Raw genomic sequence first — 26512 nt, 5'->3', positions numbered from 1 at the left:
ACCTTCGGCCCCAGCGGTGCGGGAGAGATGTTCCTAACGTGAGACCTATGACGTACGTGATCGGTAGTGCCTGTGTGGATGTCGTCGACAAGTCCTGCGTGCCCGAATGCCCCGCTGATTGCATCTACGAAGGGGACCGGGCGATGTACATCAACCCGGAGGAGTGCGTGGACTGCGGTGCATGCCGGGTGATCTGCAAGATGGACGCGATCTTCTACGAGACCGATCTGCCCGAGGACCAACAGCGCCACCTCGCCGACAACGCCGCCTTCTTCACCGAGGTGCTGCCGGGCCGCGACGCGCCGCTGGGCGCGCCGGGAGGGGCAGGGGTGGTCGGCCGGATCGGGGTCGACACACCGCTGGTCACCGGGCTCGCCGGTCGCGAAAGCTAGTAGGCTGCGGGCGCGTAGTACTGCAGCATCGACTGGCGGTGCAGCGTGGTGTCTCCGTCGGTGACAACGAGTTCGGCCGATGAGACGTCGTAGACGACACCGCCGTTCTCCGCCGTGAAGCCGCCTGATTCGTCGGCCGTGGCGGTCAGCATCAGCGCCGATTCATCGCTCAACCGCACCCCGCGGTACTGCAGCTGACCGTCAGGGGCCTTGCAGATGGCGACCAGCGCCTCGGCCGTGCGGCCGAACGCGACTGCCGCCGCAGAACCAGTACGCGGCGGTTCCGACGTATCCGTTGTGGTCGGTAGCGGGCTCGGAAGGTTGCGCGCCAGCTAGCGGTGCGATCGCGAGGGCACCGGCCGCAGTGACGGACCCGATCAGCATACGGTGGAGGACGGTCCGACGGGGCCGCGGGGAAACCGTCATGGCGGCAGGCTAACCCGCACGGCGGCGCCATGGGGGGAGGCGCGGCCGTGCCGGCGGTCCGCTCAGACCGCGCCGCCGTCGCCTCTGTCTATCCGCACAGCGGTCTACCAGCAGCTGCGGGGTTCTCCTGGTTGTCCTCGGCGGTCGGCGATTGAAACGTGTTTTGTTTCAGTAAGAATGACGCCCTGTCGCGGGACGGGGACCTGCTGTTCGGCGGCTAACGACGCGCACCACACGGTCTCCGCTGTGCGCCCCGCACCCGGAGAGGCCGCAACGGAGGCGATGATGGGATGGTGCCCCTGTCCCGCATGCTCGCCGAGTCGGTCGACGAGATCGCCGCGGGCCCGGGTGGTCCGCGTGTCGGCGCCTTTTTCGACCTCGACGGCACCCTGGTCGACGGGTTCACCGCAACCGCGCACGCCGGCGACCGGATCAGGCGCCGCCAGGCGAGTCTGGGCGAGGTGCTCGGCGTCCTTGAGGCGTCGGTGCGATACCGGCTCGGCCGCATGCAGTTCGAGCGACTGGTCCGGCGCGCCGCCGGATACCTGCGTGGGGAGTCGCTGGCCGAACTCGACGAGCTCGGCGAGCGATTGTTCGTCGAACGGGTCGCCGCGCGCATCTTTCCCCACATGCGCCAGATCGTCGAGGCGCACCAGCGCCGGGGCCACACCGTGGTGCTGAGCTCGTCGGCGCTGACCATCCACGCCGAACCGGTGGCCCGTTTCCTCGGCATCGAGCACGTCCTGTGCAACCAATTTTCGGTCGACGGCGCGGGCCGGTTGACCGGCGACATCGTGCGCCCGGTGATCTGGGGACCGCAGAAGGCCGTGGCGGTCGAACAGTTCTGCGGGGCCAACGACATCCCCCTGACCACCAGTTGGTTCTACGCCGACGGCGACGAGGACGTCGCACTGATGGAGCTTGTGGGACACCCTCGACCGGTCAATCCCCGCTCCCGGTTGGCGGCGACGGCGGCCGCCCGCGACTGGCCGATTCTGCAGATCGCCAGAATCCGGCGCCGAGCCTGACCTGGATACGTCCCGGCTCAGGGTTTCGGTCACGGTTTGGAGCAATCGCTGCAGGGGTAGACCTCGGCCTGGTCCAGACGGACCCAGACGAGGGGAGTGTTGTGACGGCGCGACGGTTGGCCATGGTGGTGGGCGCGATCATTCTTGTGGTCGGGATCGCCGGATTGCTCGTTCCGGTGTCGGTGTCCGGCGACGACGGCGAGAGCGTGGGATGCGGCAACGCCCTGGTGTCGGATTCCTCCGCCGCGGAAGCGGCCAACAACCAAGGCGTCGCGAACGTCCCGGTGCTGAACGAGATCGTTCCGCACACCGACTACGTCGCCCTCTGCGACTCGGCGGTGGCCAGCAGGCGGGCGTGGGCCATCCCGGTTGCGGTCGTCGGCGCACTCATCGCGGTGGGCGCAGCGGTCCTCGGTGGCCGGCGATCCCGGGCCACCTGAGACCGTCACGCAAGGACCGCTGACGTGCGGTGGCTCCCGCGGTACGCTGTGCTCGTTCGCGTCTCCAGAACAGCGGAGGACGCCCACCAGCGGCGGGAATAACCGTCACCCTTACCCAGTCGTCGGCCCAGGGTTTCGACGAGACCGAGGCCGAGCGGCTTCGTGCGGTTGGCAGGGACAGCTTTCCGCCCAGGCCGGACGACGACGACGGGTTCGACCGGATCGTCGGGGTGGCCGCACGCACGTTCTCCGCCCCGATGGCGACGGTGTCCATCATCGACCGCGACCGCATCCGGTTCAAGGCGGTGTATGGCTTGGAGGACATGAACCTTGGAGGACATGAACGAGGTCGACCGGCGCGCCGGGTTCTCGTCGACGACTATCCTCGGTGACCGGCCACACCTCGTCATCCCCGGCACCGCGCGAAACCCGCGCAGTGAGAACAACTTTTTCGTCAGCGGCCCGCACGGAACGTGAACTGGTCGCCCTCACCGACCTGGCCGCCCTGGCCATGGACCAGTTGGGCCTACGGCTCCCAACCTTCCGCGGCCGACTCTGCCGGGGCCCTGCAACGCTCCCTGCTTCCGCCGTCCCTACCGGATGTGCCCGGCCTGTCGATCGCCGCGCACTATCACCCCGCCGCGGCGGCCCGGGTCGGCGGCGATTTCTACGACGTGTTCGCGCTCGACGGCGCCCGTTGGGCTGGTGCGCTACACCCTGCGCACGGCCGCACTGCACTACGAGAATCCCACCGACTGCGAGAATCCCACCGACTGCCTGGAAGAACTCAATGGGGTGCTGGTCGGCGACCCGAATGAATGCAGATTCTGAACCGTGCTGTTCGGTACGGTCGCCGCACGCCCCGGCGGCGGACACGACATCCGGTTCGCCACCGGTGGGCACCTGCCCGCGCTGCTGCTCGATCCGTCCGCCGGCAGCGTCCGTCCGATTCGGCCGCACCGCGGCATGTTCGTCGGCGCCGTTCCCGACGCGACCTTCGGCGAGTGCGCGGTGACGCTACGTCCGGGTGAGAGTCTGTTGCTCTACACCGACGGCATCGTCGAGGCCCGGCCGACGGGCGGCTCCTGCTTCGGCGAAGCAGCATTGCGTCGATACCTGACACTCAGGGTCGACAAGCGTGCGTCGGAGCTGATCGACGACCTGGCCGGACTGGTTTCCACGTTGCGCCAGGACGACGACATCGCGCTGCTCGCCCTGACCGCTGACCACTGAGCCATACACACCTGGTTTAATCTGATTCCGGTTGCGCTCTCCGATCGGGAGCACGCCCGACATTGGATCGTCCCGGTGTCGCTGGATGTCTTGCCAGGTTCAGCCCGCAGCCTGGTGAGCATGAATTGCGTGGCGCGCTCTGCTCGAAGAGCGGGCACGCGGGAGGTGGACCATTGGAGGAACAGCGCGAAGCCGCAGCAGGGTCGGCCTCCGCCGCGGACTCGACGGACTGCCAGATCAGCGAGCGCTGGGTTGATCGCACCGTCGTGGTCTCGGTGGCCGGTGTCGTCGACATGCTCACGGCACCGCAGCTGGAGCAGGCCATCCGAGCGGGTCTGGCGAAGGAGCCGGCCGGACTGGTCGTGGACTTCTCCGCCGTGGAATTCCTCGCATCGGCGGGCATGGGCATTTTGGTCGCCATCCACGACGAGATCCCTGCCGGCGTCAATTTTTGCGTCGTCGCGGAAGGTCCCGCTACCAGCCGTCCCTTGAAACTTCTCGGGATCGCGGACATCATTCCGCTCTACGCATCGGTCGACGAGGCGCTCACCGCACTGAGTGCGTAGTTGCGGGGTTAACGGGTATCACATCGTCGGCCATGATCGATTCCGTCTCCACAGCAAACCTTTCCAACGCCGAGCGCTTCACGCGCATCGGCCTTGCCGCCGACGGGGAGGCCGCCTCGCGGGTACGGGAGGAGTTCGGTCAATGGTTGGACACACATTTCCGGCTGGACTCGGTTCGCTCGAGTGATCTCATCCTCGCCACCAACGAAGCGCTGGCCAACGCCGCCGAATTCGCCTACGTCGACGCCGACCGGCCCGGCACCATGGATGTCGAAGCCCGGTTCGACGCGCAGGCCGGTGTCCTCACTGTCATCATCGTCGATCAGGGGAGCTGGCGTGACCGTGCCACCGTCCCGCACAACAAGGCCCGCGGCCGCGGCATACCGCTGATGGAAGCGCTCGCCGATTCGACGTCGATCGACCGCTCCGAGAACGGCACCCGCGTCCTTCTCCAGTGGACCGGTATCACCGCCGGCCCCGCGCCGTCGCGCACCGCTGCGGCGGAATGACACCGCTGTGGTGCCATCTCAGCCGTGGGTGGCGAACAGACCGCACGGCGGTGAGTTCGAGGACTCTTCCGCACCGACGTCAAATTGGAACGAGTTCTAGTTGGTGACAGCCTGGGGTAGCCTGGCCCGTCATGGGACGGGTTGACGGAAAAGTTGCACTGATCAGCGGTGGGGCCCGGGGTATGGGCGCCGAACACGCACGCGCCCTGGTGGCCGAAGGTGCCAAGGTGGTGATCGGCGACATCCTCGACAAAGAGGGCAAGGCACTCGCCGACGAACTCGGTGGCGCCGCGCGCTACGTCACGCTCGACGTCACACAGGCCGACCAGTGGGACGACGCCGTGGCGACGGCCGTCGAGGATTTCGGTCTCCTCAACGTCCTGGTGAACAACGCGGGTATCGTCGCGCTCGGCCAGATCGGGAAGTTCGACATGGCCAAGTGGCAGAAGGTCATCGACGTCAACCTCACCGGGACCTTCCTCGGCATGCAGGCCAGCGTGGAGCCGATGAAGACTGCCGGCGGCGGATCGATCATCAACGTCTCCTCCATCGAGGGCATGCGGGGGGCCGTAATGGTGCACCCGTATGTGGCGTCGAAGTGGGCGGTGCGTGGCCTGACCAAATCGGCGGCGCTCGAACTGGGTCCACACCAGATCCGGGTCAACTCGATCCATCCCGGTTTCATCCGCACGCCCATGACGAAGCACTTCCCCGACAACATGCTGACCATCCCGCTCGGCAGGCCGGGGCAGTCAGAGGAGGTGGCCACCTTCGTGGTGTTCCTGGCGAGCGACGACTCGCGATACGCCACCGGCGCCGAGTTCGTCATGGACGGCGGTCTGGTCAACGACGTCCCGCACAAAATCTGAGTCTCGGGCGCACCGAAGGGGCAATCACCGCCGTGTGGACCACCAAGCCGGTGCGCTGCTCGAGGAGGTCGGGCGTTCGCTGACGGTGGCAGGGACCCGTCTCTGCGGCGGAAGTGAACCGCGCACTGGGCGCGACGGCCCAGACATGCAACGCGCATCCGGTGGGGAGAGCTCGGTCTACAACACCGATGGCCACCTGATGCTCGCGACCACCCTCACCGAGCCGGGACCCTGCTCGTCGGCGATGACCGCCGGACCCTGCACGGGGTGACACCCGATCCGTCCCGTCGACCCGTCACAGCTCGCACACTGGGAGGACGTGCTGGTCGCCTTCGCCTCCTGACCGGTCCCGTAGGCTCGTCGCGTCAACGCGTACGCCTACCCGCGGACAAGGAGCGAGCCATGACCGCAGTCGATGAGCGCCGCGGGCTGCAGCAGCTCGCCGAAGAGGCCGGATGGCGGCGCAACGATCTCGGCCGTATCGACCTTTATCTGCGGGGCGACACCCGGGTCCGAGTGATCTGGCGGGGCAGCGACGCCATCAGCGGCGCGACCCTGATGCAGGACGACATGATGATGACCTACACGCGCGAGCTACCGACCGTCAACAGCTGGTTGAAGCGCTGACCGACGGCACACCGTCCAACGCCCCGCGCAGGCGATGACGCGGTGCCCTGTTCGGTGGTGAAGACCATGTCGCCGGTCTCAACCGGGTTCAGATCAAGGCCCGCGTAGGTTTGACGCCGTGAACGCACGCGCAGGCATCGTCGTGACGGGGACGGAGGTGCTGACCGGTCGCGTCCAGGACCGCAACGGCCCGTGGATCGCCGACCGGCTACTGGAACTCGGCGTCGAACTCGCCCACATCACGATCTGCGGTGACCGCCCCGCGGACATCGAAGCGCAGCTGCGCTTCCTCGCCGCCGAGGGCGTCGACCTCATCGTCACCAGCGGAGGGCTCGGGCCCACCGCCGACGACCTGACCGTCGCCACGGTCGCCCGGTTCTGTGGTTTGGACTTGGTCCTGGACACGGCACTCGAGGAACGGATCGCCGACATCCTGCGCCGGCTGATCGGACACCGCACCGACGCCGACGTCGACGAGGTGCGGGCAGCCAACCGAAAGCAGGCCATGATTCCCGAAGGCGCGACCGTGCTTCAACCGGTCGGCACCGCGCCAGGCGTGGTCGTGCCGGGCTCGCCCACGGTGCTCGTCCTGCCCGGCCCGCCACGCGAGCTGCAACCGATGTGGCGCACCGCGGTCCAGACCGACGCACTGCAGCGGGCCATCGCGGGACGCACCGAATACCGGCAGGACACGATTCGCATGTTCGGGCTACCCGAATCGCGACTCGCCGAGACGCTGCGCGACGCCGAACGCGACGTCACCGGACTCGACCGCCTGGAGATCACCACCTGCCTACGGCGCGGTGAGCTCGAGATCGTCACCCGCTACGAACCCGACGCCGCACCGGTGTACCGGGACCTGGTCGTGTTGCTGCGAGAGCGGCACGGCTCGGCGATCTTCTCCGAGGATGGTTCCCTTGTCGACGATCAGGTCGCTGCGCTGCTCGCCGGACGAACCATCGCCACCGCCGAATCGTGCACCGGGGGAATGCTTTCCGCACGGCTCACCGATCGTGCCGGATCGTCGGCGTACGTGGCGGGCGGGATGGTGTGCTACGCCGACTCCGCCAAGGTCGATCTGCTCGGCGTGCCCACGGGCCTGATCACCGCCCACGGTGCGGTGTCCGAGCCGGTGGCCGAAGCCATGGCCGACGGTGCACTGCATCGCTTCGGCGCCGACCTCGCCGTCGCGATCACCGGGATCGCGGGGCCAGGCGGCGGTACCGAGCTCAAACCCGTGGGCACGGTCTGCTTCTGCGTGCGCCGCCCCGACGGCCACGGCATCACCCGGACGGTTCGGCTGCCCGGCGACCGCACCGACGTGCGGGAGCGTTCGACCACGGTCGCCATGCATCTGGTGCGACGCGCGCTGCAGGACGGCTGAACCCTCAGCTGCGGTCGGCCTGATGTGGTCGCAGGCGAGCGCGTACGGATCGCCGTACGCCCCGCGGGAACGGTCAGCCGGCGATCGACGCCTCGTAGATGGCCTGGATGGCGTCGTCGAGCGCGGCGTTGAACTCCTCGTCCGACTGCTCCGCCGACAGTCCCTCCGTGAGCGCCCGGCTGAAGCTGGCAATGACACCGGAGTTCTCCGCTAGCTTCTTGTTGGCCTCGTCGCGCGAGTAGCCGCCCGACAGTGCGACCACACGCAGCACCTTGTCGTGGTGGACCAGCGACCGGTAGTGGTTCGCCGTCGACGGCAGCGTGAGTTTGAGCATCACCTGCTGCCCGCTGCCGATGGCGTCGAGGTTCTTGGCGATCTCGTCGAGCAGGATCTCCTCGGCGGCCGCCTTGTCGTCGATCGAGATCGTGATCTCGGGCTCGATGATAGGGACCAGGCCGTGGGAGAGCACCTGCTGAGCCACCTCGAACTGCTGGGCCACCACCGCGGCGATGCCCTTGGCGTTGGCGCCGCCGATCACCGAGCGTTCCTTGGTGCCGAAAATCCCGTTGTCGACACCACGCTTGAGCAAGTCGTCGAGTTCCGGGATCGGCTTCATCGGCTGTACGTCATCGGACACCTCGGCGAGGCCCTTGTCGATCTTGAGGAATGGGACCACGCCCTTGTCCTCCCACAGGTACCCCGCCGACGGCTTGCCGTCGATCTGGCGGTCCATGGTCTGCTCGAACAGGATCGCACCCAGCACGCGGTCACCGGTGAAGACCGGGGAGGTGATGATCCGTGAGCGCATCTTGTGGATCAGATCGAACATCTCGGTTTCGGACGAGTACTCGTTCTCGTCGATGCCGTAGAGTGCCAAGGCTTTAGGCGTCGAGCCACCACTCTGGTCGAGCGCGGCGATGAAGCCCTTCCCCGCCGCTAGCTTGTCCGTTTGCTGTTGGTTCGCCATCGGTGCAGTCCACTCCTTCGAAGACGGTTGTCGCTGACGGATTCGAGGTCGGCCCGCCGAGCTCGGTACCCTGTGAGGATATTCGTCGTTTACGTGCCCGTTCCGCCAGGTACCGTGCTTGGCTCGATGGACGCCGGTCTACACCTGCCGGCGCTTGCTCACCTTCGGCCGAAAGGGATACTCATGTCCGCTTTGTCACCCTTCGTCTCGGTGGCTGCGGCGATGGCGCTGATCACGGCGCCTTTCGCGCCGGCCAGCTTCGGCGTCGTATCGGCGCCGGTCGCGGCCGCGCAGTCCGGTGGTACGTTCATGCCGTTCAGCAGTAGGCTGCGCCGGTGCGATTTCAGCGTGCGTCAGTACAACGGCGCAGCGGGCAGCGGGAGGCCCACCGCGACCATGCGTACCGTCGGTTCGCAGGTCAGCGCGGACGTGCAATTGGCGGTGGCGAAGCCCAATTCGCATTACGAGGTCAGGCTGATCCAGATGCCGAGGGAATCCTCAGCGGGGTGCCACGCCGGTGCGCCCGGCACCGCGGTCGCGGCGCTGAACACCGACGCGGTGGGTACAGGCGCGGTCACGCTGTCGAGCCCGATCATGTCCGGCGCGACCGGCTCATGGCTGGCCATCGAAAGTTCCCACCCGCACTCGCAATTGCCCGCTGAGTTCTACACCACCGACTTCATCGCCGCCATCTAGCCACTCACGTCGCCGTCCAGCCGGCGCCGGGGATCGCGGCGAGGTGTTCGGCCATCCGGCGGGCTTGGGCGCAATTGCGCTCCACCATGTCGGCGACGTCGGTTCGACCGAGCGAGCGGATGGGATAAATGGCGTGCGCTTCCCGTCGCTCGTGTGGCACCCTCGCACGCTGTGAGCGCTTCTGGACTGCATCTGCGACCGGTCACCGAGAACGACTGGCCGCTGATGGCGCGGCTGGACGCCACCAATTTCGGCCACGTCGTACACGAGTCGGCCATCACGGCCTGGCGATCGCTGATCGCCGACGGCGCGGCACTGGTCGTGGCCGACGGCGCGGAGGTGGTCGGCCAGGCCTTATACCTCGACCTGCAGTTGACGGTCCCGGGCGGTGCCGTCCTGCCTGTAGCCGGCATCACGTGGGTCTCGGTGGCGCCGACGCATCGCCGCCGCGGGGTGCTGCGGTGGATGTTCACCGAACTGCACGACCGGATCGCCACCGCCCGACATCCGATCGCCGCGCTGACGGCCAGTGAGGGCGGAATCTACGGACGGTTCGGGTACGGGCCGGCGACGACGGTCAACGAGTGGTCCGTCGACCGGCGGACTGTGCAATTCCTCACCGCCGCAACGGATCCCGGTGGCGTCCGGGTCGTGACGCCGGGTGAACACATCGACGATTTCGCCGCCGTCTACGACCGCTGGCGGGTCCAGACCCCGGGAGGACTCGTCCGCCCACGCGCGTTGTGGGACGAGCTACTGGCCGATCGCGACGAAGACCGCGCCGGTGGGAGCGCCCTGTTCGCGTTCCTGCACCCCGACGGGTACGTACTCTACCGGGTACACGGTTCAGGGCCCAGACATGTCCGCGTCGTGGAGTTGACGGCCGCGACCGCCGAAGCGCACATCGCAATGTGGCGGGCGCTGTGCGGACTGGATCTGATGGAACGCATCGAGATCGCCACACACCCGGCCGACCCGTTGCCCTATCTCCTTGCCGATCCCCGCCAAGTGCGCACCACTGCCGTCGCCGATGACCTCTGGTTGCGGTTGATGGACATCTCGGCCGCGCTGCAGGCCCGGACCTACGACCGTGACCTGTCAGTTGTCATCGAGGTCGAGGACGGGTTCCGGCGCGAGGGCGGGCGGTTCGCGCTCGACATCCGCGACGGTCGCGCGGTCTGCGCGCCGACGGACGCCGCACCAGACGTCACGTTCGACATCGACGTCCTCGGGGCGCTGTACCTCGGCGGCCATCGGGCCACGGCGTTCGCCGCCGGGAACCGGTTGCGCGGCAAAAATCCGGACCTCATCACACGGATCGACAGAGCTTTCGCCACCGACGTGCCCGCGGCGTTGGGCTTTCCGTTCTGAGTTTCGCACTCACATGGTGGTGAAGCCCTGTTCTGCCTCATCCTCAACATCTGATGCCCGGGGGTTCGCGTAGAGTCCGGCCGGTGGACTTCGACCTCGACCTGCCCTCGGGCCGAGTGCGGACCCGGTCCTGGGGCGCCGACGATGCGCCGATCCTGTTGTGCGTACACGGCATCTCGGCCAATCTGACGGCGTTCTCCTACCTGGCCGAACGGCTGGCCGGTACGGACCGCCGCGTCGTCGCGTTCGACCTGCGCGGTCGCGGGCGCAGTGCCGTCACCCCGCCCGGCAGCTACGGTCTCGACAGCCACGCCCGCGACGTGTCCGCGGTGGCCGACGCGCTCGGCGCCGGCGCGGTGGACCTCGCCGGCTGGTCGCTGGGCGCGCTGATCGCGATGCGCGTCGCCCGCGACGACGGCGCCCGGGTGCGCAGCCTCTCACTGATCGACCACATCGGGCCGGCGCAGCCAGCCGCGCTGGCGCCCGTCCGTGAGGGATTCGCCCGGCTCGACGCGGCCGTACCGGACCCGCGCGACTACCTCGACAGTGTGCGCGCCGCGGGCATGGTGGATCCGTGGACGGCCTTCTGGGACGAGCACCACACCTACGAACTGGCCGAACAACCCGACGGGAGCTGGCGCCCGACGACATCGCGGGCGGCTGCCGAAGAAGACCTCCGCCAGCGCTGGCCCACCGACTGGGGCGACCACTGGCAGGCCATGACCATGTCGACCGTGGCGGTCCGCGCGATGCGGCCCCTCAACGGCGCCGTGCTGATCGGCGACGACGCCGTGGCCGCGCTGCGCGCCACCAACCCGCGGGTCCGCGTCGTCGAGACCCCGGGCAGCAACCACTTCACGTGCATCGTCGACCCGGTCACCGCCGAAGCGGTCGAATCAGTCCTGCAATAACGCCCGGCTGATCAGGCGGGGACGACGACCACGAGGTCGTCACCGTCGCGTTCGACGCGCATCCCGGCGCGGCGCGCCACCGTGGCGACCGACGCGGTGTCGGACGGCTCGGCGCGGGTGGTGGCCAGCGCGCGGGCCAGTCTGCCCTTGTGCGCCTTGTTGAAGTGGCTGACGGCGGTTCGCCGACCGTCGGGGTGCTCGGCCAGCACGTCGACCCGCACCGCGGCGGACACCCGGCCGAGCGCCGCGTAGGAGCCGGAGCGCAGATCGACGACGAGTTCCCGTGCGGCGAGGTCGGCCAGCAACGGTTCGAGCGCCGGGCGCCAGCGTGCGGTCAGCGGCACGCTACCGGGCAGCTTCGCGGCTGCCGAGAGCCGGTAGGCGGGCACCGGGTCACCGGCCCGCAGCAGCCCGAACAGCGCCGACCCGACCATCAGCCGCTGCCGAGCCCGTGCGGCGGCCGCGCCACGTAGCGAGCCGACATCCAGCGCGTCGTAGAGCACGCCGGTGTACCGGTCGATGGCGGGCAGCGTCGGAGCGCTGCGCAGGGCGGCGTTGCGTTCGATCTCGGCGTCCTGTTTCGGCGAGAGGCCGAGCGCCTTGCGGCTCGCTTCCCGGTCGGCCGACAGTTCGACGAGGTCGTCGAGGAGCGCCGTGCGCACGGGTTCGAGGTCGGGGAAGGACAGCTGACCGAATCGCAGCGGCGGTCCATCGCCCCCGTCGCGTTTGGTCTCCGATGGCGGAAGCAGCAGGAGCACGGCGACGACGTTATCGCCGTGAGAGCTCAGAACGGTATTCGGCGGTCGCGATCCGACGCCGGCACATGTGCGGCAGATCGTCGGGCACGCCACGGAACAGCGGCCGGTAGTGGTCCGCAGAACGGACCGCACCCGTGCGACGTACCCGCGGTGCGCGAGGAACACACCCGGATGCCCGCTCAGGTGTGCGCGAGCAGCAGGGGTACCCGCTGTTCGGCATCGGTCAGTGAGCCGTGCTGACCGCGCAACGCCGACTCTGTCGGCTCGGCGGTGCGACGCACCAGCGCAGCGGAATCCTTCGCCGCGACGACGATGTCCCCGATTCGCCGCCGCATGTCGTCGGCCACGCGGGCGCCGAACCAACCGGCGTCGATCGCCTCATCCCGTGTGGTCACCCACGCCCGGTCGCCCAGCGTCTCACGCCAGGCCGACAGCACCGCGGCCGTCGCTCCTTCGGCGACGTAGACGTAGCGGGCGCGCGCTTCACCGGCGACGGCCTCGACCCCTTCGAACAGCGCGGTGCATTCGTCGAGATCGAGGGTGCGGTCGGGATTGACCTCCACCATGCCGTGGTCGGCGACCACGGCGAGTAGCGCACCCGGTGGCAGACCGGTGACCACCGACTCGACGAGGCGGTCGACCTGTCGCAGTTGCATGCGCCACGCCGTCGAGCCCGGTCCGTAGAGGTGCCCCAGCAGATCCAGGTCGCCGTGGTAGCCGTAGCAGAATCCGCCGTCGACGAGGACCCTGTGCACTGAGGCGGCGAGGTCACCGAGGCCGTGCACCCCGATGAAGCGCCCGCCGCGCAACACCGCGCGGGTCAGGCCCGAGCCGGCGAACTGTGCATTGGACACGACGTGCACAGCGACACCGGCCGACGCCGCGCGTTCGAACACCGTCGGCATCGGCTGCACGGCCTCAGGGGGCATGGACTCGCGCAAGTCCTGGCCCCAGGGATGGCGACGCCACCGCAACGGGTTCACGACGCCGACGCCGGGCATACGGAACGTGTAGCCCACCATCCCGTGCGCCCCGGAGCAGCACCCCGTCCCGACGGAGGCGAGGCTGGCGACCGTCGTGGACGGGAATCCCACCTGCAGGGTCTCACCGCGCAACCCGCTCATGACCGGCGCATCGTCGGCATGCTGGTCCAGCAGTTCCGCGCCGAGGCCGTCGATGAGCAGGACACCCGCAGAGCCGATCCCGGTCGGTAGGTCGATCCGGGCGCCGAAGCCCGGCACCTCCATGGCCGCGAGCATCGACGGCACCACGTCGGCGAGATGTGGCAGGTCCGGATCCGACTGGGGGAGCTGCATTGCAGCAGCGTGTCACACCGCGGGGTCGGTCACACGGCCATCGGGGGCGCCGCGGCTTTCCGGTAGCTGGATCCGTAGGTACGACCGCGCGCCGGCCGCCGGACGCGGGGTCAACGGTTCACCGGACAGCGGATCGGGCGCCATGAAGGTACGCCCCGCCCAACGACCAGCCGACGACGATCAGACCGTCCGCTGCGCCGCTTCGGGTGGCGGCGAACCGGGCCGAACCGCGGCCGTATTCGTGGGTCTCCACAGAGCCGCTCAGCCCTGCGGCAAGCGGACGACCTGGACGAAGAACTCGTCGATCTGCCGGACGGCGTTCATGAACTGGTCGAGGTCCACCGGTTTGGTGACGTAGGCGTTCGCATGCAATTTGTAGCTGCGCAGGATGTCCTCCTCGGCCGAGGAGGTGGTCAGCACGACGACCGGGATGTGGCTGAGGTCGGGGTCGGACTTCACCTTCTCGAGCAGCTGACGACCGTCGTACTTCGGCAGGTTCAGGTCCAGCAGGATCAGGTCGGGGCGCGGTGCGTTCTCGTACCCGCCGCGGCGGTAGAGGAAGTCCAGACCCTCCTCCCCGTCGTGGGCGACGTGCAGCGTGTTGCTGATCTTGTTGTGCTCGAACGCCTCACGGGTGATCAGTTCATCACCCGGGTCGTCCTCGATCAGCAGGACGTCGATGGGCCTGGTGGAGGGTGTCATTATTGGGCTCCTTCCAGAACCGCTTCGGGTTGTTCGTGGACGGCGACCGGCAGAGTGATCCGGAACCGGGTGCCCTCGGTGTAGCTGTTGTCGATCCAGATGGTGCCGCCGTGGTACTCGACGATCTTCTTGCACAGGGCCAGCCCGATGCCGGTGCCGCTGTAGGCATCGCGACCGTGCAGCCGCTGGAAGATGACGAACACCTTCTGGGAAAACTCCTCGGGGATGCCGATGCCGTTGTCCGACACGGTGAACAGCCACTGCCCGTCCCGGTCGTCGGTACCGCGCTGACATTCGATCACGATCCGGGGGGTGGTGTCAGGTTTGCGGAACTTCACCGCGTTGCCGATCAGGTTCTGCCACAGCATCGCCAGCAGCGTGGGATCGCCAAGAACCTCGGGTAACGGCTCTTCGGGACGCACGATCTGGGCGCCCGACTCCTCGATGGCGGTCTCGAGATTCGACAACGCGGCGTCGAGCACCTCGTCGAGTTCGACGTCGGTGTGCGCGGCGCTTAGGCGTCCGACGCGTGAGAAGGTCAGCAGGTCGTTGATGAGCACCTGCATGCGTTTGGCGCCGTCGACGGCGAACTTGATGTACTCCACCCCGCGTTCGTCGAGCTTGTCTCCGTAGCGTCTCTCCAGCAGCTGACAGAACGAGGCCACCTTGCGCAGCGGTTCCTGAAGATCGTGGGAGGCGACGTAGGCGAACTGTTCGAGTTCGGCGTTCGACCGCCGCAACTCGACGGTCTGCTCGTCGAGTTGCTGCTGCGCGGCGCGTGATGCCTCGAGATCCTCCACGATCCGCTGCCGCATGTCCTCGACGTCCGACGCCATGCTCTGCACGTCGCGAGGGCCTCGAGCGACGATCCGTTCGTCGAAGTGGCCTTCGGTGATGCGGCGGCAGGAGGCGGCCAGCGCCGACAGCGGACGGACCAGCGCGCTGCGAGCCAGGACCGCCAGGAGGGCCGCGGTCACGAAGAACGTGACGATGATGCCGGCGAGCACGCGGTCGCGCCATGCGCGCACCTCGTCCAGTTCCTTGACCCCCGCGGTGCGCGCGGCCGCGAGGTCGACGTTCTGGACGTGAAAGAGCGCGCGGATGTTGTCGAAGCCCTCTTTACCACGCTGGACGAGGTCGTTGTCGATCACGCCGGGGCGGCCGGGATCGATGCCCCGGATGAACGGCTCGGCGTAGGCTGCACGCCACTCGGCGGTGGCTTGTTCGACCGCATCGAGATCCGCGATCAGGTTCGGGTGGTCGCCGACGTGTCGGCGGATCTCCTCGGCGGCTTCCTGTTCGGTCTGCTGGCCCTCGTAGTAGGGCTCGAGGAACTGCCTGTCGGCGGCGATCGCGTAACCGCGCACGGCGGTCTCCTGATCGCGCACCGCGGCCTGTAATCGGTAGGCCGCCACTCGAGACGGCTGGATTTCTTCGATCAGCTCGCCCGACACCGCGTCGGTGCGGTTCATCAGGATTGCACCGGCGATGGCGCCCGCCAGCACGAGGATGCCCATGACGGCCAGCACGACGTTGAGCCAGCCCTGCACGGTCAACTGGCCGCCCCGCCGCCGGGCGGGGGCCGTCACGTGGTGCGCTCCACGCGCACTACCGCGATGTCGTCGGTCAATCCGCCGTGGGGTCGGGCGCGGTCCTCGGCACGGTCGATCAGGGTCTCGACGAACTGGCGGCCGGGTAGCCCCGCCATCGTGCGGGCCAGTTCCAGCAGCCCCTCCTCGCCGAGGCGTTCGTTGCCCTGCCCGGAGTGGCCCTCGAAGAGTCCGTCGGTGAGCAGCAGCAGGCCGTGGCCGACCGGCAGTTCCAGTTCGGTCAGCGGCCACGCCGACCCGCCGAGCCCGAGCGCGGGGCCGGCGGGCGGTTCCACCCATTCGACGCCGTTCCCGCTGCGGTCGTGCAGCAGCATGCCGGGATGACCGGCGCGTACCGCGGTGAAGCCGCGGTCCGTGGGGGAGAAGGCCAGGCTCATGACGGTGGCGAAGATGCCCGGCCCGGGCCGCTCGGCACGCAGGATGCGCTCCAGCTGCTGCATGCGCTGGTTGCCGCGCAGACCGGCGAAGGTCAGTGCGCGCCACCCGATCCTCAGCGCCACCCCGAGGGCGGCTTCGTCGGGTCCGTGACCGGACACGTCACCGACCATCACGTGCACAGTGCGATCGGGTGTCTGCACGAAATCGTAGAAGTCGCCGCCGAGCAGGGCGTTCGGCCGGCCGGGCCGGTACTTGGCGACGATGTCGACGCCAGGATCGTCGAGCAGCAGCGGCGAGGGCAGCAGGCCACGTTCCAGCCGAGCGTTCTCCTGCGCACGCAGATGGCTCGCGTGCAGGTCCACCGCGGTGAGCTCAGAGCGTTTGCGCTCGATGGCGTAAAGCAGGGAGCGCCGCAGCATCTCCGGCTCGACAGATCCCTTGACGAGGTAGTCCTGGGCGCCCGAGGCGACCGCCGACACGCCGTAGCGGTCGTCGACATTCCCGGTGAGCACCACGATCGGGAGGGTCGGGTCGAGTCCGCAGATTTTGTCGACGGCGTCGGTTCCGTTGGCATCAGGCAGATTGAGGTCCAACAGCACGCAGTCCGGACGGGACGACCGGATCTCCTGGGCAGCGTCCGACATGGATTCGGCCCACCTCAGCCGGATGTCGGCCACCGCGTCGCCGATCAACTCCTCGACGAGCAACGCGTCACCGCGGTCATCCTCCACGAGGAGCACCGTCAAGGTATCGAACTGCGTCATGGGAGCAACGGCTGAATCAGGCACAGCGCTATCGGGCACAGGGCTATCGGGCACAGGGCTATCAGGCACAGCGCTATCAGGCACAGCGCTATCGGGCACAGGGCTATCGGGCACAGGGCTATCAGGCACAGGGCTCAGTTCCGAGTCATGCGGCGCGAGCATCGACAAATCAGTCCTTCACGTTCATCACCGCGGCCGCGCTGACCTCTTCTTCAGTGATAGCTCCCTGACAATACCGAAGGTCTCTGGTGGCGGCGCCTTTCCGGGCTCTCAGAAGCCTTGGGCAGGCGCTGACATCGGGTAGCGTCGGCACCGGACATGGTGGTGTCATTCGCGCGGTTCCAGGGCAGGATCGGTCGGCGTCCGGCGACGGCGCTGACCGTGGCCGCCGCTGCCGTTGCGCTGGTTGGCTGCGGTGCCGACACGCCGGCGCAGGACGGGACCTTCGCGTCGTCCACGTCGCCCACGTCCTCCACGACGGCAGGCCAGACCACCACCACCAAGACGACGACCACGTCGCCGGTGCCGCCCCCGCCCAGCGTCGCCACCGTCACCGCCGCCGAACTGGGGACGACGTGGCGTCCGGACTGCCCCCTCGGCCCGGAACGGCTCCGGCGCGTCGACTTGAATCACCTCGGATTCGACGGTCGGACACACCGCGGCGCCGTGGTCGTCCATGAAGAGCTGGTGCCACAGGTCATCGAGATCTTCGAGCACCTCTATCGGATGGGCTATCCCATCGCGAAGATGCGCACCGTCGACGCGTACCCGGGTGCCGACGACGAGCTCTCGATGAGGGACAACAACACGTCGGCCTTCAACTGCCGGGGAATCCCGGGGTCGAAGAGCTGGTCCTATCACGCCTACGGCCGGGCGATCGATCTCAACCCGCTGGTCAATCCCTATATCGGCCGCAGCGGCGTGGTGGAACCCGCCAACGCCGGTCCGTACGCAGACCGCAACCGCATCGACCCCGGCATGCTGCACGCCGGGGATCCTGCCGTGCTCGCGTTCACCGACCGCGGTTGGGAATGGGGCGGGGGCTGGCGGACACCGAAGGACTACCAGCACTTCGAACAGCCGTGAGGGCCTGAATACGCCGAGTTGCCAGCACTGCCACAGTTTTCGGACGCACACGGGGCTCCGGCCCGCTGATACCCTGCCTAACGCGGCCCGCTGAGCGCAGGGCGGTGTACGAAACCAGCCGGCACGAAACAGCAGATTCCCTCACGAAAAGAGTGTTGTGCGCAGCGGAGAGATCAAGGCCCTGTCGGGGCTGCGCATCGTCGCCGCGGTGTGGGTTGTCCTGTTCCACTTCCGGCCGCTCTTGGCGCAGGCCGCACCGGATTTCACCGCCGCACTGGCACCGCTGCTGGACTGCGGCGCCCAGGGCGTCGACCTGTTCTTCATCCTCAGCGGTTTCGTGCTGACGTGGAACTACCTCGACCGGATGGGCCAGTCCTGGTCCACCCGAAGCACTTTGCGTTTCCTGTGGTTGCGGCTGGCCCGGGTGTGGCCGGTCTACCTGGTCACCATGCACCTGGCGGCGGCGTGGATCATCTTCACCCGCAACGTCGGCCACGTTCCGTCGCCGGCGGTGGACCAACTCACCGCGATCAGCTATCTGCGTCAGCTGCTGCTCGTGCAGTTGTGGTTCGAGCCGTACTTCGACGGCACCAGCTGGGACGGCCCGGCCTGGTCGATCAGCGCAGAGTGGTTGGCGTACCTGCTGTTCGGCGTGCTGATACTGGTGATCTTCCGGGTCGCGCGGGTGTCGCGGGCGCGAGTGCTGCTGTGGCTGGCTATCGGGGCATCGCTGCCGCCGACGCTGCTGTTGCTCGCCACCGGCGAGTTCTACACGGCATGGAGTTGGTTGCCTCGCATAGTCGGGCAGTTCACCGCAGGCGCACTCGCCTGCGCCGCGGTGCGCAAGCTGCGACCCGACGACCGCACCCGTCGCGCTTTCGGCTGGTTGTCTCTGCTCATCGGGGCCACCATCGTGGGCAGCCTGTACTACCTGGACGCCCATCCGCCGGCCTCCATCCGGGACGCCAGCGGTCTGGTGGACGTCCTGTTCATTCCGCTGGTGGTCGCGCTGGCCGTGGGGGCGGGCACGCTACCGCGGCTGCTGTCGACCCGCCTGATGGTGTACTGCGGCCACATCTCTTTCGGGCTGTACATGGTCCACGAGTTGGTGCACACCGCGTGGAACTGGGCGGTGCTCCAGTTCGAGATCACCCTGACGCCGGGGGCGTCCGGCAGTGCGGTCGTCGTCGGTCTACTCGGCATCGCGGTGGTCGGCGCGGTTGCGCTGTACCACGGCGTCGAGGAGCCGGCCCGCTTGTGGATGCGCCGGATGGTCGACGTCAGGGATTCGACGGGCAGCACCGTGGGCGGCCGGTCCGCCCCGCCACCGGACCCCGGGCGCACGGAGCACGCCGACCACGTGCCCGTACGAGTCGGATGACGCGATTTCGTGACACTCGCGCGAGCGCGTCGCGGAATGCCGGCAGCTTCGCCGACACTTACGCTTTCAGTCATCGTGAGGTGCGGCGTCTCGGTGCCGTCGGCTGTGGAGGTAAGCGGTGAGTCGCCTGATCACGTTGGTGCTGTCCGTTGCGCTGCTGGTCGGCCTGGTGGTCGCCCGTCCGCTGCCACAGCGCAACGACGAGATGGTGACGTTGCAGTTCGCCGGCAGCCGCGTCGCCGTCGTTGGTGACTCGTACACCACCGGCAGCACCGAGGGCGGTGAGGGGCCGAGGGGCTGGACCACGCGCGCGTGGCAGCTGCTGGCGAGTCAGGGGCTTCCGGTGCGCCCCGACGTGGCGGCCGAAGGGGGTGCCGGATACGGGGCACGCGGCAACCGGGGCAGCGTCTTCTGGGACCTCACCGCGCGCGCGGTCAAGGCCGACGACCACCTCGTGGTGTTCTACGGGTCGCGCAATGACCAGAACGTCGAGCGCACGCTCCTGTCGATCATGGTCTACGGCGTCTTCCAGCTCGCCCGCCGCACCGCGCCGGAAGCCCGGCTGCTGGTGATCGGGCCGCCGTGGCCGACCGCCGATCCGCCGCCGGCCATCCTGAGGATCCGCGACACCCTGCGCTACCAGTCGGAGCTGGCCAAGGCGACGTTCGTCGACCCGATCGCCGAACGATGGTTCGTCGACGACCCCACGCTGATCGGCGCCGACGGCGTCCACCCGACCGACGCCGGCCACGTGTACATGGCCGACAAGATCGCGCCGTTGATCGCCACCGCGTTGACCCGGCGGATGTGAACTCGGCGCTCAGTCCTGCACCGCCTTGGCCACCGCGACGCACACGGTGAGCCACGTCGGGTCGGGATGCGGAGCCTGCTGCAGTTCCCACACCGCGTTGTGCACCATCCGCACGATCACCCACGCCCGCGCCCGATCCTCGTCGAATCCGGCGACATCGACGATGGTGTGGAATCGGCGTCGCACTCCGTCGCGGACGTCGCCGGCCAGGTCGTCCCAGCGGTTCCACAACATCGGCGCCACCTCGAAGTGCGGGTCTCCGTCGAGCGGTTTCGGGTCGATGACAAGCCACCGCCCCGCATCGCCGGCCAGCACGTTCCCGTAGTGCAGGTCGGTGTGGACGAGGGTGCCGCGAGAGGCAGGATCGCTCACCAGGTCGCGTCCCAGGGTGAGCGCCTGCTCGACCAGCCGGCGCGGCACAGCGGTGTTGCGGGGCAGCGCCGCGAGCTCGGCGATCCGCAGCTCCAACCATGCTGTGAGCGTGCGGAATTGGGGAGACGCCGGCACGTGGATGTGCCGGTACAGCCCGCAGACGACGGCGCATGCCTCGACGTCGCGGACGGTGGTCACATCGCGTGAGTGCAACCGTTCGAGCAGTAGCGCCCGCCGGTGCGGCTGCGCGCTGAGCAGGCGCACCGCGCCGTTGCCCGCCCATCGGCGCAGCGCGAGGTGCTCGTGTTCGGACTCGTCGTCGGGAAAACCGAGCTTGAGCATCGCGGGCTGACCGCGTGGCGTACGTACCGGCAGGACAAGGGAAGTCGTGCCGTTCGTCGACGCACCGTCGACGCGCAACTCCCACTCGCGCAGTTGGTTCTGCGTCCAGCCGGGCAACGCCTCGACCCACCGCGCCCACTCCGGGCCGCGGACCGACATCGCCTGTACCGCGGCGGGTAGTTCGATCACGTCGCCGCCAGACGCCGAACACCCCGCGAACCGGTGTGCGGTTCGCGGGGTGTCCCTGCTGGTGCGATGGCGATGGCCGCGGGTCAGAACTTCTCCAGGTCGAACCTGTCGTTGTTCATGACCTTGACCCAGGCCGCGACGAAATCCTCGACGAACTTGTCCTTGCTGTCATCCTGTGCGTAGACCTCGGCAAGAGCCCGCAGCACCGAGTTCGAGCCGAACACCAGATCGTTGGCCGTCGCCGTCCACTTGATCTGACCGGTGGCGCGCTCACGGCCCTCGTAGACGTTCTCGGTGTTCTCCGACGGCTTCCACTCGGTGTTCATGTCGAGCAGGTTGACGAAGAAGTCGTTGGTCAACGCGCCCGGCGAGGTGGTGAACACGCCGTGCTTGCTGCCGCCGTGGTTGACGTTGAGCACACGCAGACCGCCGATGAGCGCGGTCATCTCCGGTGCGGTCAGGTCCAGCAGGTAGGCCCGCTCGACGAGCTGCTGCTCCAACGGGTTTTTGTCGCCGGGACGGAAGAAGTTGCGGAAACCGTCGACCCGCGGTTCGAGGACCGCGAACGACTCCACATCGGTCATTTCCTGGCTCGCGTCTGTGCGTCCGGGAGCGAAGTGCACGTTGATCTCGTATCCGGCGTCCCTGGCGGCCTTTTCGACCGCGGCGGAGCCGGCGAGCACGATCAGATCGGCCAGCGAGACCTTCTTGCCGCCGGAGGCCGAGGCATTGAACTCCTGCTGGAGCTGCTCGAGCACCGGCAGCACCTTGGCCAGCTCGGCAGGCTCGTTGGCCTCCCAGCTGCGCTGCGGCTCGAGGCGCAGCCGGGCGCCGTTGGCCCCACCGCGCTTGTCCGTGCCGCGGAAGCTCGACGCCGACGCCCACGCCGTCTTGATCAGCTGCTGAACCGACAGCCCGGAGGCGAGCACCTTGTTCTTGAGGGAGGCGATGTCGGCCTCGTCGACGAGTTCGTGGTCGACGGCCGGGACCGGGTCCTGCCAGAGCTGCGGCTCGGGCACCCAGGGGCCGAGGTAGCGGCTGACCGGACCCATATCGCGGTGCATCAGCTTGTACCAGGCTTTGGCGAAGGCCTCGTTCATCTCTTCGGGATGATCGAGCCAGCGGCGGGTGATCTTGCCGTAGATCGGATCCACGCGCATCGAGACGTCGGTCACCAGCATTGTCGGCTTACGCGGCGGACCGCCGAACGGATCCGGGATGGTGGCCTCGGCATCCTTGGCCTCGAACTGCCAGGCGCCTGCGGGGCTCTTGGTCAGCTCCCACTCGTTGCCGTACAGGTTCTCCAAGAACGCGTTGCTCCACCGGGAGTTCGTGCCGGTCCAGATGACCTCGAGACCGCTGGTCACGGTGTCGTTGGCATTGCCGGAACCGAACGGGCACTTCCAGCCCAACCCCTGCTGCTCGATCGGCGCAGCTTCGGGCTCGGGTCCGACGTTGACATCGGCGGCACCGTGGGTCTTGCCCAAGGTGTGGCCACCGACGATCAGCGCCGCCGTCTCCTCGTCGTTCATCGCCATCCGGCCGAACGTCTCGCGAATGTCGTGCGCGGCGGCCAGCGGGTCCGGCTTGCCCTCGGGGCCTTCGGGGTTCACGTAGATCAGGCCCATGGTGGTGGCGCCGAACGGCTCGGCAAGCTCACGCTTGTCGTCGTTGGTGCCGCGGTAGCGCTTGTCGGTGCCCAGCCAGGTGTCTTCCTGGCCGTACAGGATCTCCTCGGGCTCCCAGATGTCCTCGCGGCCGAAGGCGAAGCCGACGGTCTGGAACCCGGACTGCTCGAGCCCAGCGTTGCCGGCGTAGGCGATCAGGTCGGCCCAGGAGATCTTGTTGCCGTACTTCTGCTTGATCGGCCACAACAGCCGGCGCGCCTTGTCGAGGTTGGCGTTGTCCGGCCAGCTGTTGAGCGGGGCGAAGCGCTGTGCACCCTGGCCGGCGCCACCGCGGCCGTCGAAGATCCGGTAGGTGCCGGCGGCGTGCCAGCTCATCCGGATGAACAGACCGGCGTAGTTGCCGTAGTCGGCAGGCCACCAGTCCTGCGAGGTCTGAATGAGTTGAATGACGTCGGCCTTGAACGCCTCGACGTCGAGCTGGGCGAACGCATCGGCGTAGTTGAAGTCCTCGCCGAACGGGTGACCCTTCGGATTCTGCTTGTGCAGCACCGAGACGTCCACCTGGTCGGGCCACCAGTCCCGGTTGGTCAGCGGCGCATGCGACTTGGGCTTGGGTGACTCGATGATCGGGTTCTCGGACTCGCTGTTGCTAGCCGTGCCGGCGTCGGAGTGCGGGGGGCGGGCATCGGAAGTATCGGATGACACGGTGTTTCCCTTCATTTTCCATACATCAATGCGGTTATGGGGCTGCGATCACGGAGTGATCAGGAACTATCGGTGGAACCATCGGGCGCGCACGCGGGGCACAGGCCCCAGTAGACGACTTCGGCCTCGTCGAGAACGAAGCCGTCAAGAGCGTCGTGTTCGGACGGCATCAGGCACGGGGCCTCGCCGACCGCGCAATCTACGTCGGCGATGGTCCCGCAGGAACGACACACCACGTGGTGGTGATTGTCGCCGACGCGGGCCTCGTAGCGCGCGACCGAACCCGAGGGTTGAATCCGCCGGATCAGGCGTGCGCCGGTCAAAGCATGCAGGACGTCGTAGACGGCTTGGCGCGATACGTCCGGCAGCCCGGAGCGGACAGCGACGAAGATGGTCTCGGTGTCGGCGTGCGGGTGGGCACGAACCGCTTCCAGCACGGCGACCCGAGGACGGGTCACGCGCAGTTGGGCGGCCCGCAACTGGTCCACCTGCTCGGACGACGACGGCACAACACATATATCACCCGCTTTTTTGGATTAAGTCAAGAGTTGATCTGGGCGATGGCCATGGGCATGGGCATGGGCACAAGTATCCGCTCTCTGCGCCAAGCACTTCCAAGGTCAGGGAACGACCTCGCCGATTCGTCAGATCTTGCTTTACTCCATTCAGCGAATGCCGCCGGCCCGTCACCACTACGATCTCGGGGTGGCCAAACTCGAGCTGACCCGTGAATTGTCGATGAATCCGGACGACGCCTGGGCGCATGCTTCCGACCTCGCCGAAATGGGGGATTGGCTGGTCATGCACGAGGGCTGGCGCAGCGAACTGCCCGACGAACTCACCGTGGGGACCACGATTGTCGGTGTCGCCGGCGCCAAGGGCATGCGTAATCGCGTGACTTGGACCATCCGCGAACTCGATCCGCCCGAGCGGCTCCTCGTCGACGGCAAGGGGGTGGGCGGAACCAGGTACGGTCTGAAGATGGCGGTACGCCCGACCGCGTCGGGCTGCGCCTTCACCGTCACTCTCGAACTCGGCGGCGCACCGCTGTTCGGCCCGATCGGCGCCGCCGCCGCCCGTGCGGTCAAGGGCGACATCGAACGGTCGATCCGCCGTTTCGAGGAGCTCTACGTCTGAGGAGCTGTCCGCGGTTCCGCGGGACCGCCGACCTGTTGCGCCGCCGCGCGCTGACCGCAGATGCCGCGCGCCCGGACGCGGTGGCCCGAAGGCTGATCGGCTACTTTCCAGGGGGCCCGGCTGACGATGTCGCGCCGATCCTCCGGACACTGGCCGACCACGGTTCGGCGACACCTGGTGACCGATCATGATTGACCGCCGACGGGCCGGGTAACACCTGGGCCGTGCCACAGAACACGGAACTGATCGTCACCGATCCCCGCACCGGCGAACCCGTCAGCCGGGTACCCATCGCCGACGACTCGGCGTGCGCCGAGGCGGTCGCGCGTGCCCGGGCGGCGAGCGGGGCATGGGCCCGCACGCCGGCCGCCGAACGTGCGGCAGGGCTGACCGCGGCCGCGGCGGCGGTACGAAAGGCCGGCGACGAACTCGCCGAACTCAACGAACGGGAGACGGGAAAGCTGCGCGGCGACTCGCTAGGCGGTGTCGAGGCCGGCGCTGGCACGCTGGTGCAATACGCCGAACTGGGCCCGCTGCACCGGGGCCGCAGTCTGCACGGCCAGTGGACGGCGACCGATCTGATGGTCCCCGAGCCGCGTGGCGTCGTCGCGGTGCTCACCCCGTGGAACGATCCGGTGGCGGTCGCGGCCGGACTGCTGGGCGCCGCACTGGTGAGCGGGAACACCGTGGTGCACAAGCCCAGCGAGCGCTGCCCGCGCACCGGTCGTCGATTCGCCGAACTCCTCGCCGCGCAACTGCCTGACGGTGTCCTCGAGATCGTCGACGGCGACGGTTCGGTCGGCGCCTTCCTGGCGGCGGCCGAGGACGTCGACGTCGTCGCCCACGTCGGCAGCAGTGCCACCGGACGCGGCATTGCCCGAGCCTGCGCTGAGCGTGGCGCGAAGGCGATCCTCGAAAACGGCGGCAATGACGCGCTGATCGTGGACGCCGGCGTGTCCCCCCGGTGGGCAGCGCAGCAGGCCGCCACGGGCGCGTTCGCCAACGCCGGGCAGATCTGTGTGTCGGTGGAGCGGATCTACGTCGTCGACGCGGTCGCGGACGCATTCGTCGACGCCCTGGTGGAGGAGGCGCGTGACTGGGCCGACCGTATCGGCCCCCTCGTCGACGGGCGCCAGCGCGACACCGTGCACGAGCACGTCACCGATGCGGTCGGCGCCGGCGCGCACGTCCGCACGGGCGGCGAACCGACGCCGGGTCCCGGGTCGTTCTACCCGCCGACCGTGCTCACCGGCTGCACCCCAGGCATGCTGGTGATGCGCGAGGAGACGTTCGGTCCGGTTGCGCCGGTGCGGGTCGTCCCGGACTTCGCCACCGCACTCGAGGAGGCCGCGACGGATCGGTACGGGCTGGCGGCGACAGTGCTGACGAACGACATGGCGCATGCCCAGCACGCCTGGCGATCGCTGCCGGTCGGGACGGTGAAGATCAACGCCGCGTTCGGCGGGGCGCCCGGCGGCGCGTCGGAGCCTCGTCGCGCCAGCGGTAGCGGGTTCGGATTCGGACCCGAGCTCCTCGCCGAGATGACCGCCATGAAGGTGGTTCACTGGTCGCCTGCGCCGTCGGATCAAGGGTCCTCAGGTGCGGCTCGATAGCCATACCGGCTCGACCACCCGCCTTGACAAGGGATGGGTCACTCGTCGTCATGCCGGCCGAGTGCGGCGCGGATCATCGGGAGGAACCACCCGGACAACGGCCACACTGCGGCGAGTGCCACCGCGCACAGCACGCTGACAGTGTTGAAGACGAGGCGGTCACGCCGACCCCGGTCGTCATCGCCGAACTGCCGCCGCAGCAGCACCACGGTGGTCAACAACCATCCGCCCAAGTACAGGGCCATCAGCACGTACCTCATCACCGCCGTTGTACACCGATCGCCGCCGTTGTACACCGCGG

At 68.2% G+C, this 26512-nt stretch carries 32 protein-coding genes; 20 read left to right on the top strand and 12 right to left on the bottom strand.

The genetic code is table 11. The features are described from left to right. Window positions 1–47: 47 nt before the first annotated feature. Window positions 48–392 carry a ferredoxin gene (gene fdxA / locus G6N07_RS09930; protein ID WP_085187200.1) on the top strand — a complete coding sequence of 115 codons (345 nt, stop codon included), beginning with the start codon at window positions 48–50 and terminating at the stop codon, window positions 390–392. Here fdxA and G6N07_RS20315 read toward each other — a convergent pair. After that, entirely contained in the window at window positions 389–565 is a 177-nt protein-coding gene (locus G6N07_RS20315) for a hypothetical protein (protein ID WP_235849492.1), read from the bottom strand. The two genes, fdxA and G6N07_RS20315, sit on opposite strands and share 4 nt — an antisense overlap. Window positions 566–1108: 543 nt before the next feature. Between G6N07_RS20315 and G6N07_RS09920 the strand changes: the two genes are divergently transcribed. The 11 genes from G6N07_RS09920 to G6N07_RS09875 all read left to right on the top strand — a co-directional run bounded on the left by G6N07_RS09920 (window position 1109) and on the right by G6N07_RS09875 (window position 7474). Further along, window positions 1109–1846 carry an HAD family hydrolase gene (locus G6N07_RS09920; protein WP_085187203.1) on the top strand — a complete coding sequence of 246 codons (738 nt, stop codon included), beginning with the start codon at window positions 1109–1111 and terminating at the stop codon, window positions 1844–1846. A 101-nt stretch (window positions 1847–1947) separates the two neighbouring features. Further along, on the top strand, window positions 1948–2286 hold the full coding sequence (locus G6N07_RS09915) for an aminopeptidase (RefSeq protein WP_085187206.1): 339 nt from the start codon (window positions 1948–1950) through the stop codon (window positions 2284–2286). Between the two features lie 339 nt (window positions 2287–2625). Continuing rightward, window positions 2626–2763: a hypothetical protein gene (locus tag G6N07_RS09910; protein WP_163784168.1), complete on the top strand. Its 138-nt coding sequence runs from the start codon at window positions 2626–2628 to the stop codon at window positions 2761–2763. A 228-nt stretch (window positions 2764–2991) separates the two neighbouring features. Continuing rightward, window positions 2992–3117 carry a hypothetical protein gene (locus tag G6N07_RS20720; protein WP_263858038.1) on the top strand — a complete coding sequence of 42 codons (126 nt, stop codon included), beginning with the start codon at window positions 2992–2994 and terminating at the stop codon, window positions 3115–3117. Window positions 3118–3120: 3 nt separating this feature from the next. Further along, complete coding sequence (locus G6N07_RS09905) at window positions 3121–3519, top strand: PP2C family protein-serine/threonine phosphatase (protein ID WP_085187210.1); 399 nt, start codon at window positions 3121–3123, stop codon at window positions 3517–3519. Between the two features lie 173 nt (window positions 3520–3692). Continuing rightward, window positions 3693–4085, top strand: coding sequence for an STAS domain-containing protein (locus G6N07_RS09900; RefSeq protein WP_235849493.1), 393 nt, complete (start codon window positions 3693–3695; stop codon window positions 4083–4085). Between the two features lie 32 nt (window positions 4086–4117). Next, complete coding sequence (locus tag G6N07_RS09895) at window positions 4118–4594, top strand: ATP-binding protein (RefSeq protein WP_085187213.1); 477 nt, start codon at window positions 4118–4120, stop codon at window positions 4592–4594. A 131-nt stretch (window positions 4595–4725) separates the two neighbouring features. Further along, entirely contained in the window at window positions 4726–5463 is a 738-nt protein-coding gene (locus tag G6N07_RS09890; protein WP_085187216.1) for a glucose 1-dehydrogenase, read from the top strand. Window positions 5464–5497: 34 nt separating this feature from the next. Next, complete coding sequence (locus G6N07_RS09885) at window positions 5498–5734, top strand: hypothetical protein (RefSeq protein WP_085187219.1); 237 nt, start codon at window positions 5498–5500, stop codon at window positions 5732–5734. 131 nt (window positions 5735–5865) lie between these two features. After that, window positions 5866–6090 carry a hypothetical protein gene (locus G6N07_RS09880; RefSeq protein WP_085187222.1) on the top strand — a complete coding sequence of 75 codons (225 nt, stop codon included), beginning with the start codon at window positions 5866–5868 and terminating at the stop codon, window positions 6088–6090. Window positions 6091–6208: 118 nt separating this feature from the next. Beyond that, window positions 6209–7474 carry a competence/damage-inducible protein A gene (locus tag G6N07_RS09875; RefSeq protein WP_085187225.1) on the top strand — a complete coding sequence of 422 codons (1266 nt, stop codon included), beginning with the start codon at window positions 6209–6211 and terminating at the stop codon, window positions 7472–7474. 73 nt (window positions 7475–7547) lie between these two features. On the opposite strand, the gene G6N07_RS09870 is transcribed toward G6N07_RS09875, so the two are convergent. Continuing rightward, on the bottom strand, window positions 7548–8441 hold the full coding sequence (locus G6N07_RS09870) for a fructose bisphosphate aldolase (protein WP_085187228.1): 894 nt from the start codon (window positions 8439–8441) through the stop codon (window positions 7548–7550). Window positions 8442–8624: 183 nt separating this feature from the next. Here G6N07_RS09870 and G6N07_RS09865 point away from each other — a divergent pair, with 183 nt between their 5' ends. Further along, window positions 8625–9137, top strand: coding sequence for a hypothetical protein (locus G6N07_RS09865; protein WP_085187230.1), 513 nt, complete (start codon window positions 8625–8627; stop codon window positions 9135–9137). Between the two features lie 4 nt (window positions 9138–9141). On the opposite strand, the gene G6N07_RS09860 is transcribed toward G6N07_RS09865, so the two are convergent. Further along, on the bottom strand, window positions 9142–9297 hold the full coding sequence (locus G6N07_RS09860) for a hypothetical protein (RefSeq protein ID WP_163784009.1): 156 nt from the start codon (window positions 9295–9297) through the stop codon (window positions 9142–9144). Window positions 9298–9308: 11 nt separating this feature from the next. On the opposite strand from G6N07_RS09860, the gene G6N07_RS09855 reads away from it, so the two are divergent. Both G6N07_RS09855 and G6N07_RS09850 read left to right on the top strand, forming a co-directional pair. Next, window positions 9309–10508, top strand: a complete 1200-nt coding sequence (locus G6N07_RS09855; protein ID WP_085187233.1) for an enhanced intracellular survival protein Eis — start codon at window positions 9309–9311, stop codon at window positions 10506–10508. An 83-nt stretch (window positions 10509–10591) separates the two neighbouring features. Beyond that, window positions 10592–11419 (top strand): alpha/beta fold hydrolase, encoded by an 828-nt coding sequence (locus G6N07_RS09850; RefSeq protein ID WP_235849494.1) that lies wholly within the window; start codon window positions 10592–10594, stop codon window positions 11417–11419. An 11-nt stretch (window positions 11420–11430) separates the two neighbouring features. Here the strand turns inward: G6N07_RS09850 and yaaA are convergent, their stop codons facing one another. The 5 genes from yaaA to G6N07_RS09820 all read right to left on the bottom strand — a co-directional run bounded on the left by yaaA (window position 11431) and on the right by G6N07_RS09820 (window position 16947). Beyond that, window positions 11431–12177: a peroxide stress protein YaaA gene (gene yaaA, locus G6N07_RS09845; RefSeq protein WP_085187239.1), complete on the bottom strand. Its 747-nt coding sequence runs from the start codon at window positions 12175–12177 to the stop codon at window positions 11431–11433. A gap of 179 nt (window positions 12178–12356) precedes the next feature. After that, a complete protein-coding gene (locus G6N07_RS09840) occupies window positions 12357–13493 on the bottom strand; it encodes an alkaline phosphatase family protein (RefSeq protein ID WP_085187241.1) in 1137 nt (378 codons plus the stop codon). 261 nt (window positions 13494–13754) lie between these two features. Further along, entirely contained in the window at window positions 13755–14195 is a 441-nt protein-coding gene (locus tag G6N07_RS09830) for a response regulator (protein WP_085187244.1), read from the bottom strand. Continuing rightward, complete coding sequence (locus tag G6N07_RS09825) at window positions 14195–15784, bottom strand: sensor histidine kinase (RefSeq protein ID WP_085187247.1); 1590 nt, start codon at window positions 15782–15784, stop codon at window positions 14195–14197. The genes G6N07_RS09830 and G6N07_RS09825 overlap by 1 nt, the downstream gene beginning before the upstream one ends. Further along, on the bottom strand, window positions 15781–16947 hold the full coding sequence (locus tag G6N07_RS09820) for a PP2C family protein-serine/threonine phosphatase (protein WP_085187250.1): 1167 nt from the start codon (window positions 16945–16947) through the stop codon (window positions 15781–15783). The genes G6N07_RS09825 and G6N07_RS09820 overlap by 4 nt, the downstream gene beginning before the upstream one ends. A gap of 318 nt (window positions 16948–17265) precedes the next feature. Here G6N07_RS09820 and G6N07_RS09815 point away from each other — a divergent pair, with 318 nt between their 5' ends. The 3 genes from G6N07_RS09815 (at window position 17266) to G6N07_RS09805 (ending at window position 20225) form a co-directional block, all read left to right on the top strand. Beyond that, complete coding sequence (locus G6N07_RS09815; protein ID WP_085187257.1) at window positions 17266–18033, top strand: M15 family metallopeptidase; 768 nt, start codon at window positions 17266–17268, stop codon at window positions 18031–18033. Window positions 18034–18190: 157 nt separating this feature from the next. Continuing rightward, on the top strand, window positions 18191–19414 hold the full coding sequence (locus G6N07_RS09810; protein ID WP_085187260.1) for an acyltransferase family protein: 1224 nt from the start codon (window positions 18191–18193) through the stop codon (window positions 19412–19414). Between the two features lie 118 nt (window positions 19415–19532). After that, window positions 19533–20225 (top strand): Rv0518 family GDSL lipase, encoded by a 693-nt coding sequence (locus G6N07_RS09805; protein WP_085187263.1) that lies wholly within the window; start codon window positions 19533–19535, stop codon window positions 20223–20225. A gap of 9 nt (window positions 20226–20234) precedes the next feature. On the opposite strand, the gene G6N07_RS09800 is transcribed toward G6N07_RS09805, so the two are convergent. The 3 genes from G6N07_RS09800 to G6N07_RS09790 all read right to left on the bottom strand — a co-directional run bounded on the left by G6N07_RS09800 (window position 20235) and on the right by G6N07_RS09790 (window position 23970). After that, the gene (locus G6N07_RS09800) at window positions 20235–21128 is read right to left on the bottom strand and encodes an aminoglycoside phosphotransferase family protein (RefSeq protein ID WP_085187266.1); all 894 of its coding nucleotides are present in this window, start codon (window positions 21126–21128) and stop codon (window positions 20235–20237) included. A gap of 83 nt (window positions 21129–21211) precedes the next feature. Next, window positions 21212–23461 (bottom strand): catalase/peroxidase HPI, encoded by a 2250-nt coding sequence (gene katG / locus G6N07_RS09795; protein WP_085187313.1) that lies wholly within the window; start codon window positions 23459–23461, stop codon window positions 21212–21214. A 59-nt stretch (window positions 23462–23520) separates the two neighbouring features. Then, window positions 23521–23970, bottom strand: a complete 450-nt coding sequence (locus G6N07_RS09790; RefSeq protein WP_085187269.1) for a Fur family transcriptional regulator — start codon at window positions 23968–23970, stop codon at window positions 23521–23523. Between the two features lie 196 nt (window positions 23971–24166). Here G6N07_RS09790 and G6N07_RS09785 point away from each other — a divergent pair, with 196 nt between their 5' ends. Together G6N07_RS09785 and G6N07_RS09780 are read left to right on the top strand one after the other, a co-directional pair. After that, complete coding sequence (locus G6N07_RS09785) at window positions 24167–24598, top strand: type II toxin-antitoxin system Rv0910 family toxin (protein WP_165756734.1); 432 nt, start codon at window positions 24167–24169, stop codon at window positions 24596–24598. 224 nt (window positions 24599–24822) lie between these two features. Beyond that, window positions 24823–26211, top strand: coding sequence for an aldehyde dehydrogenase family protein (locus G6N07_RS09780; protein WP_235849495.1), 1389 nt, complete (start codon window positions 24823–24825; stop codon window positions 26209–26211). Between the two features lie 38 nt (window positions 26212–26249). On the opposite strand, the gene G6N07_RS09775 is transcribed toward G6N07_RS09780, so the two are convergent. Further along, the gene (locus tag G6N07_RS09775) at window positions 26250–26471 is read right to left on the bottom strand and encodes a hypothetical protein (RefSeq protein ID WP_085187319.1); all 222 of its coding nucleotides are present in this window, start codon (window positions 26469–26471) and stop codon (window positions 26250–26252) included. Window positions 26472–26512 lie beyond the last annotated feature (41 nt).

Origin of the sequence: Mycolicibacterium doricum (assembly GCF_010728155.1) — a bacterium.
In the GTDB taxonomy this organism is placed as follows: Bacteria; Actinomycetota; Actinomycetes; order Mycobacteriales; family Mycobacteriaceae; genus Mycobacterium; species Mycobacterium doricum.
The sequence above is the reverse complement of the archived record's forward strand: the minus strand, read 5'-3'. Positions and strand labels throughout refer to the sequence as shown.

Bases quoted from the DNA above. Each gene is read 5' to 3' on its own strand.
- fdxA (WP_085187200.1), top strand. From the start codon at position 48: ATGACGTACGTGATCGGTAGTGCCTGTGTGGATGTCGTCGACAAGTCC.
- G6N07_RS09920 (WP_085187203.1), top strand. From the start codon at position 1,109: ATGGTGCCCCTGTCCCGCATGCTCGCCGAGTCGGTCGACGAGATCGCC.
- G6N07_RS09910 (WP_163784168.1), top strand. From the start codon at position 2,626: ATGAACGAGGTCGACCGGCGCGCCGGGTTCTCGTCGACGACTATCCTC.
- G6N07_RS09895 (WP_085187213.1), top strand. From the start codon at position 4,118: ATGATCGATTCCGTCTCCACAGCAAACCTTTCCAACGCCGAGCGCTTC.
- G6N07_RS09890 (WP_085187216.1), top strand. From the start codon at position 4,726: ATGGGACGGGTTGACGGAAAAGTTGCACTGATCAGCGGTGGGGCCCGG.
- G6N07_RS09880 (WP_085187222.1), top strand. From the start codon at position 5,866: ATGACCGCAGTCGATGAGCGCCGCGGGCTGCAGCAGCTCGCCGAAGAG.
- G6N07_RS09870 (WP_085187228.1), bottom strand. From the start codon at position 8,441: ATGGCGAACCAACAGCAAACGGACAAGCTAGCGGCGGGGAAGGGCTTC.
- G6N07_RS09865 (WP_085187230.1), top strand. From the start codon at position 8,625: ATGTCCGCTTTGTCACCCTTCGTCTCGGTGGCTGCGGCGATGGCGCTG.
- G6N07_RS09840 (WP_085187241.1), bottom strand. From the start codon at position 13,493: ATGCAGCTCCCCCAGTCGGATCCGGACCTGCCACATCTCGCCGACGTG.
- G6N07_RS09830 (WP_085187244.1), bottom strand. From the start codon at position 14,195: ATGACACCCTCCACCAGGCCCATCGACGTCCTGCTGATCGAGGACGAC.
- G6N07_RS09820 (WP_085187250.1), bottom strand. From the start codon at position 16,947: ATGACGCAGTTCGATACCTTGACGGTGCTCCTCGTGGAGGATGACCGC.
- G6N07_RS09815 (WP_085187257.1), top strand. From the start codon at position 17,266: ATGGTGGTGTCATTCGCGCGGTTCCAGGGCAGGATCGGTCGGCGTCCG.
- G6N07_RS09775 (WP_085187319.1), bottom strand. From the start codon at position 26,471: ATGAGGTACGTGCTGATGGCCCTGTACTTGGGCGGATGGTTGTTGACC.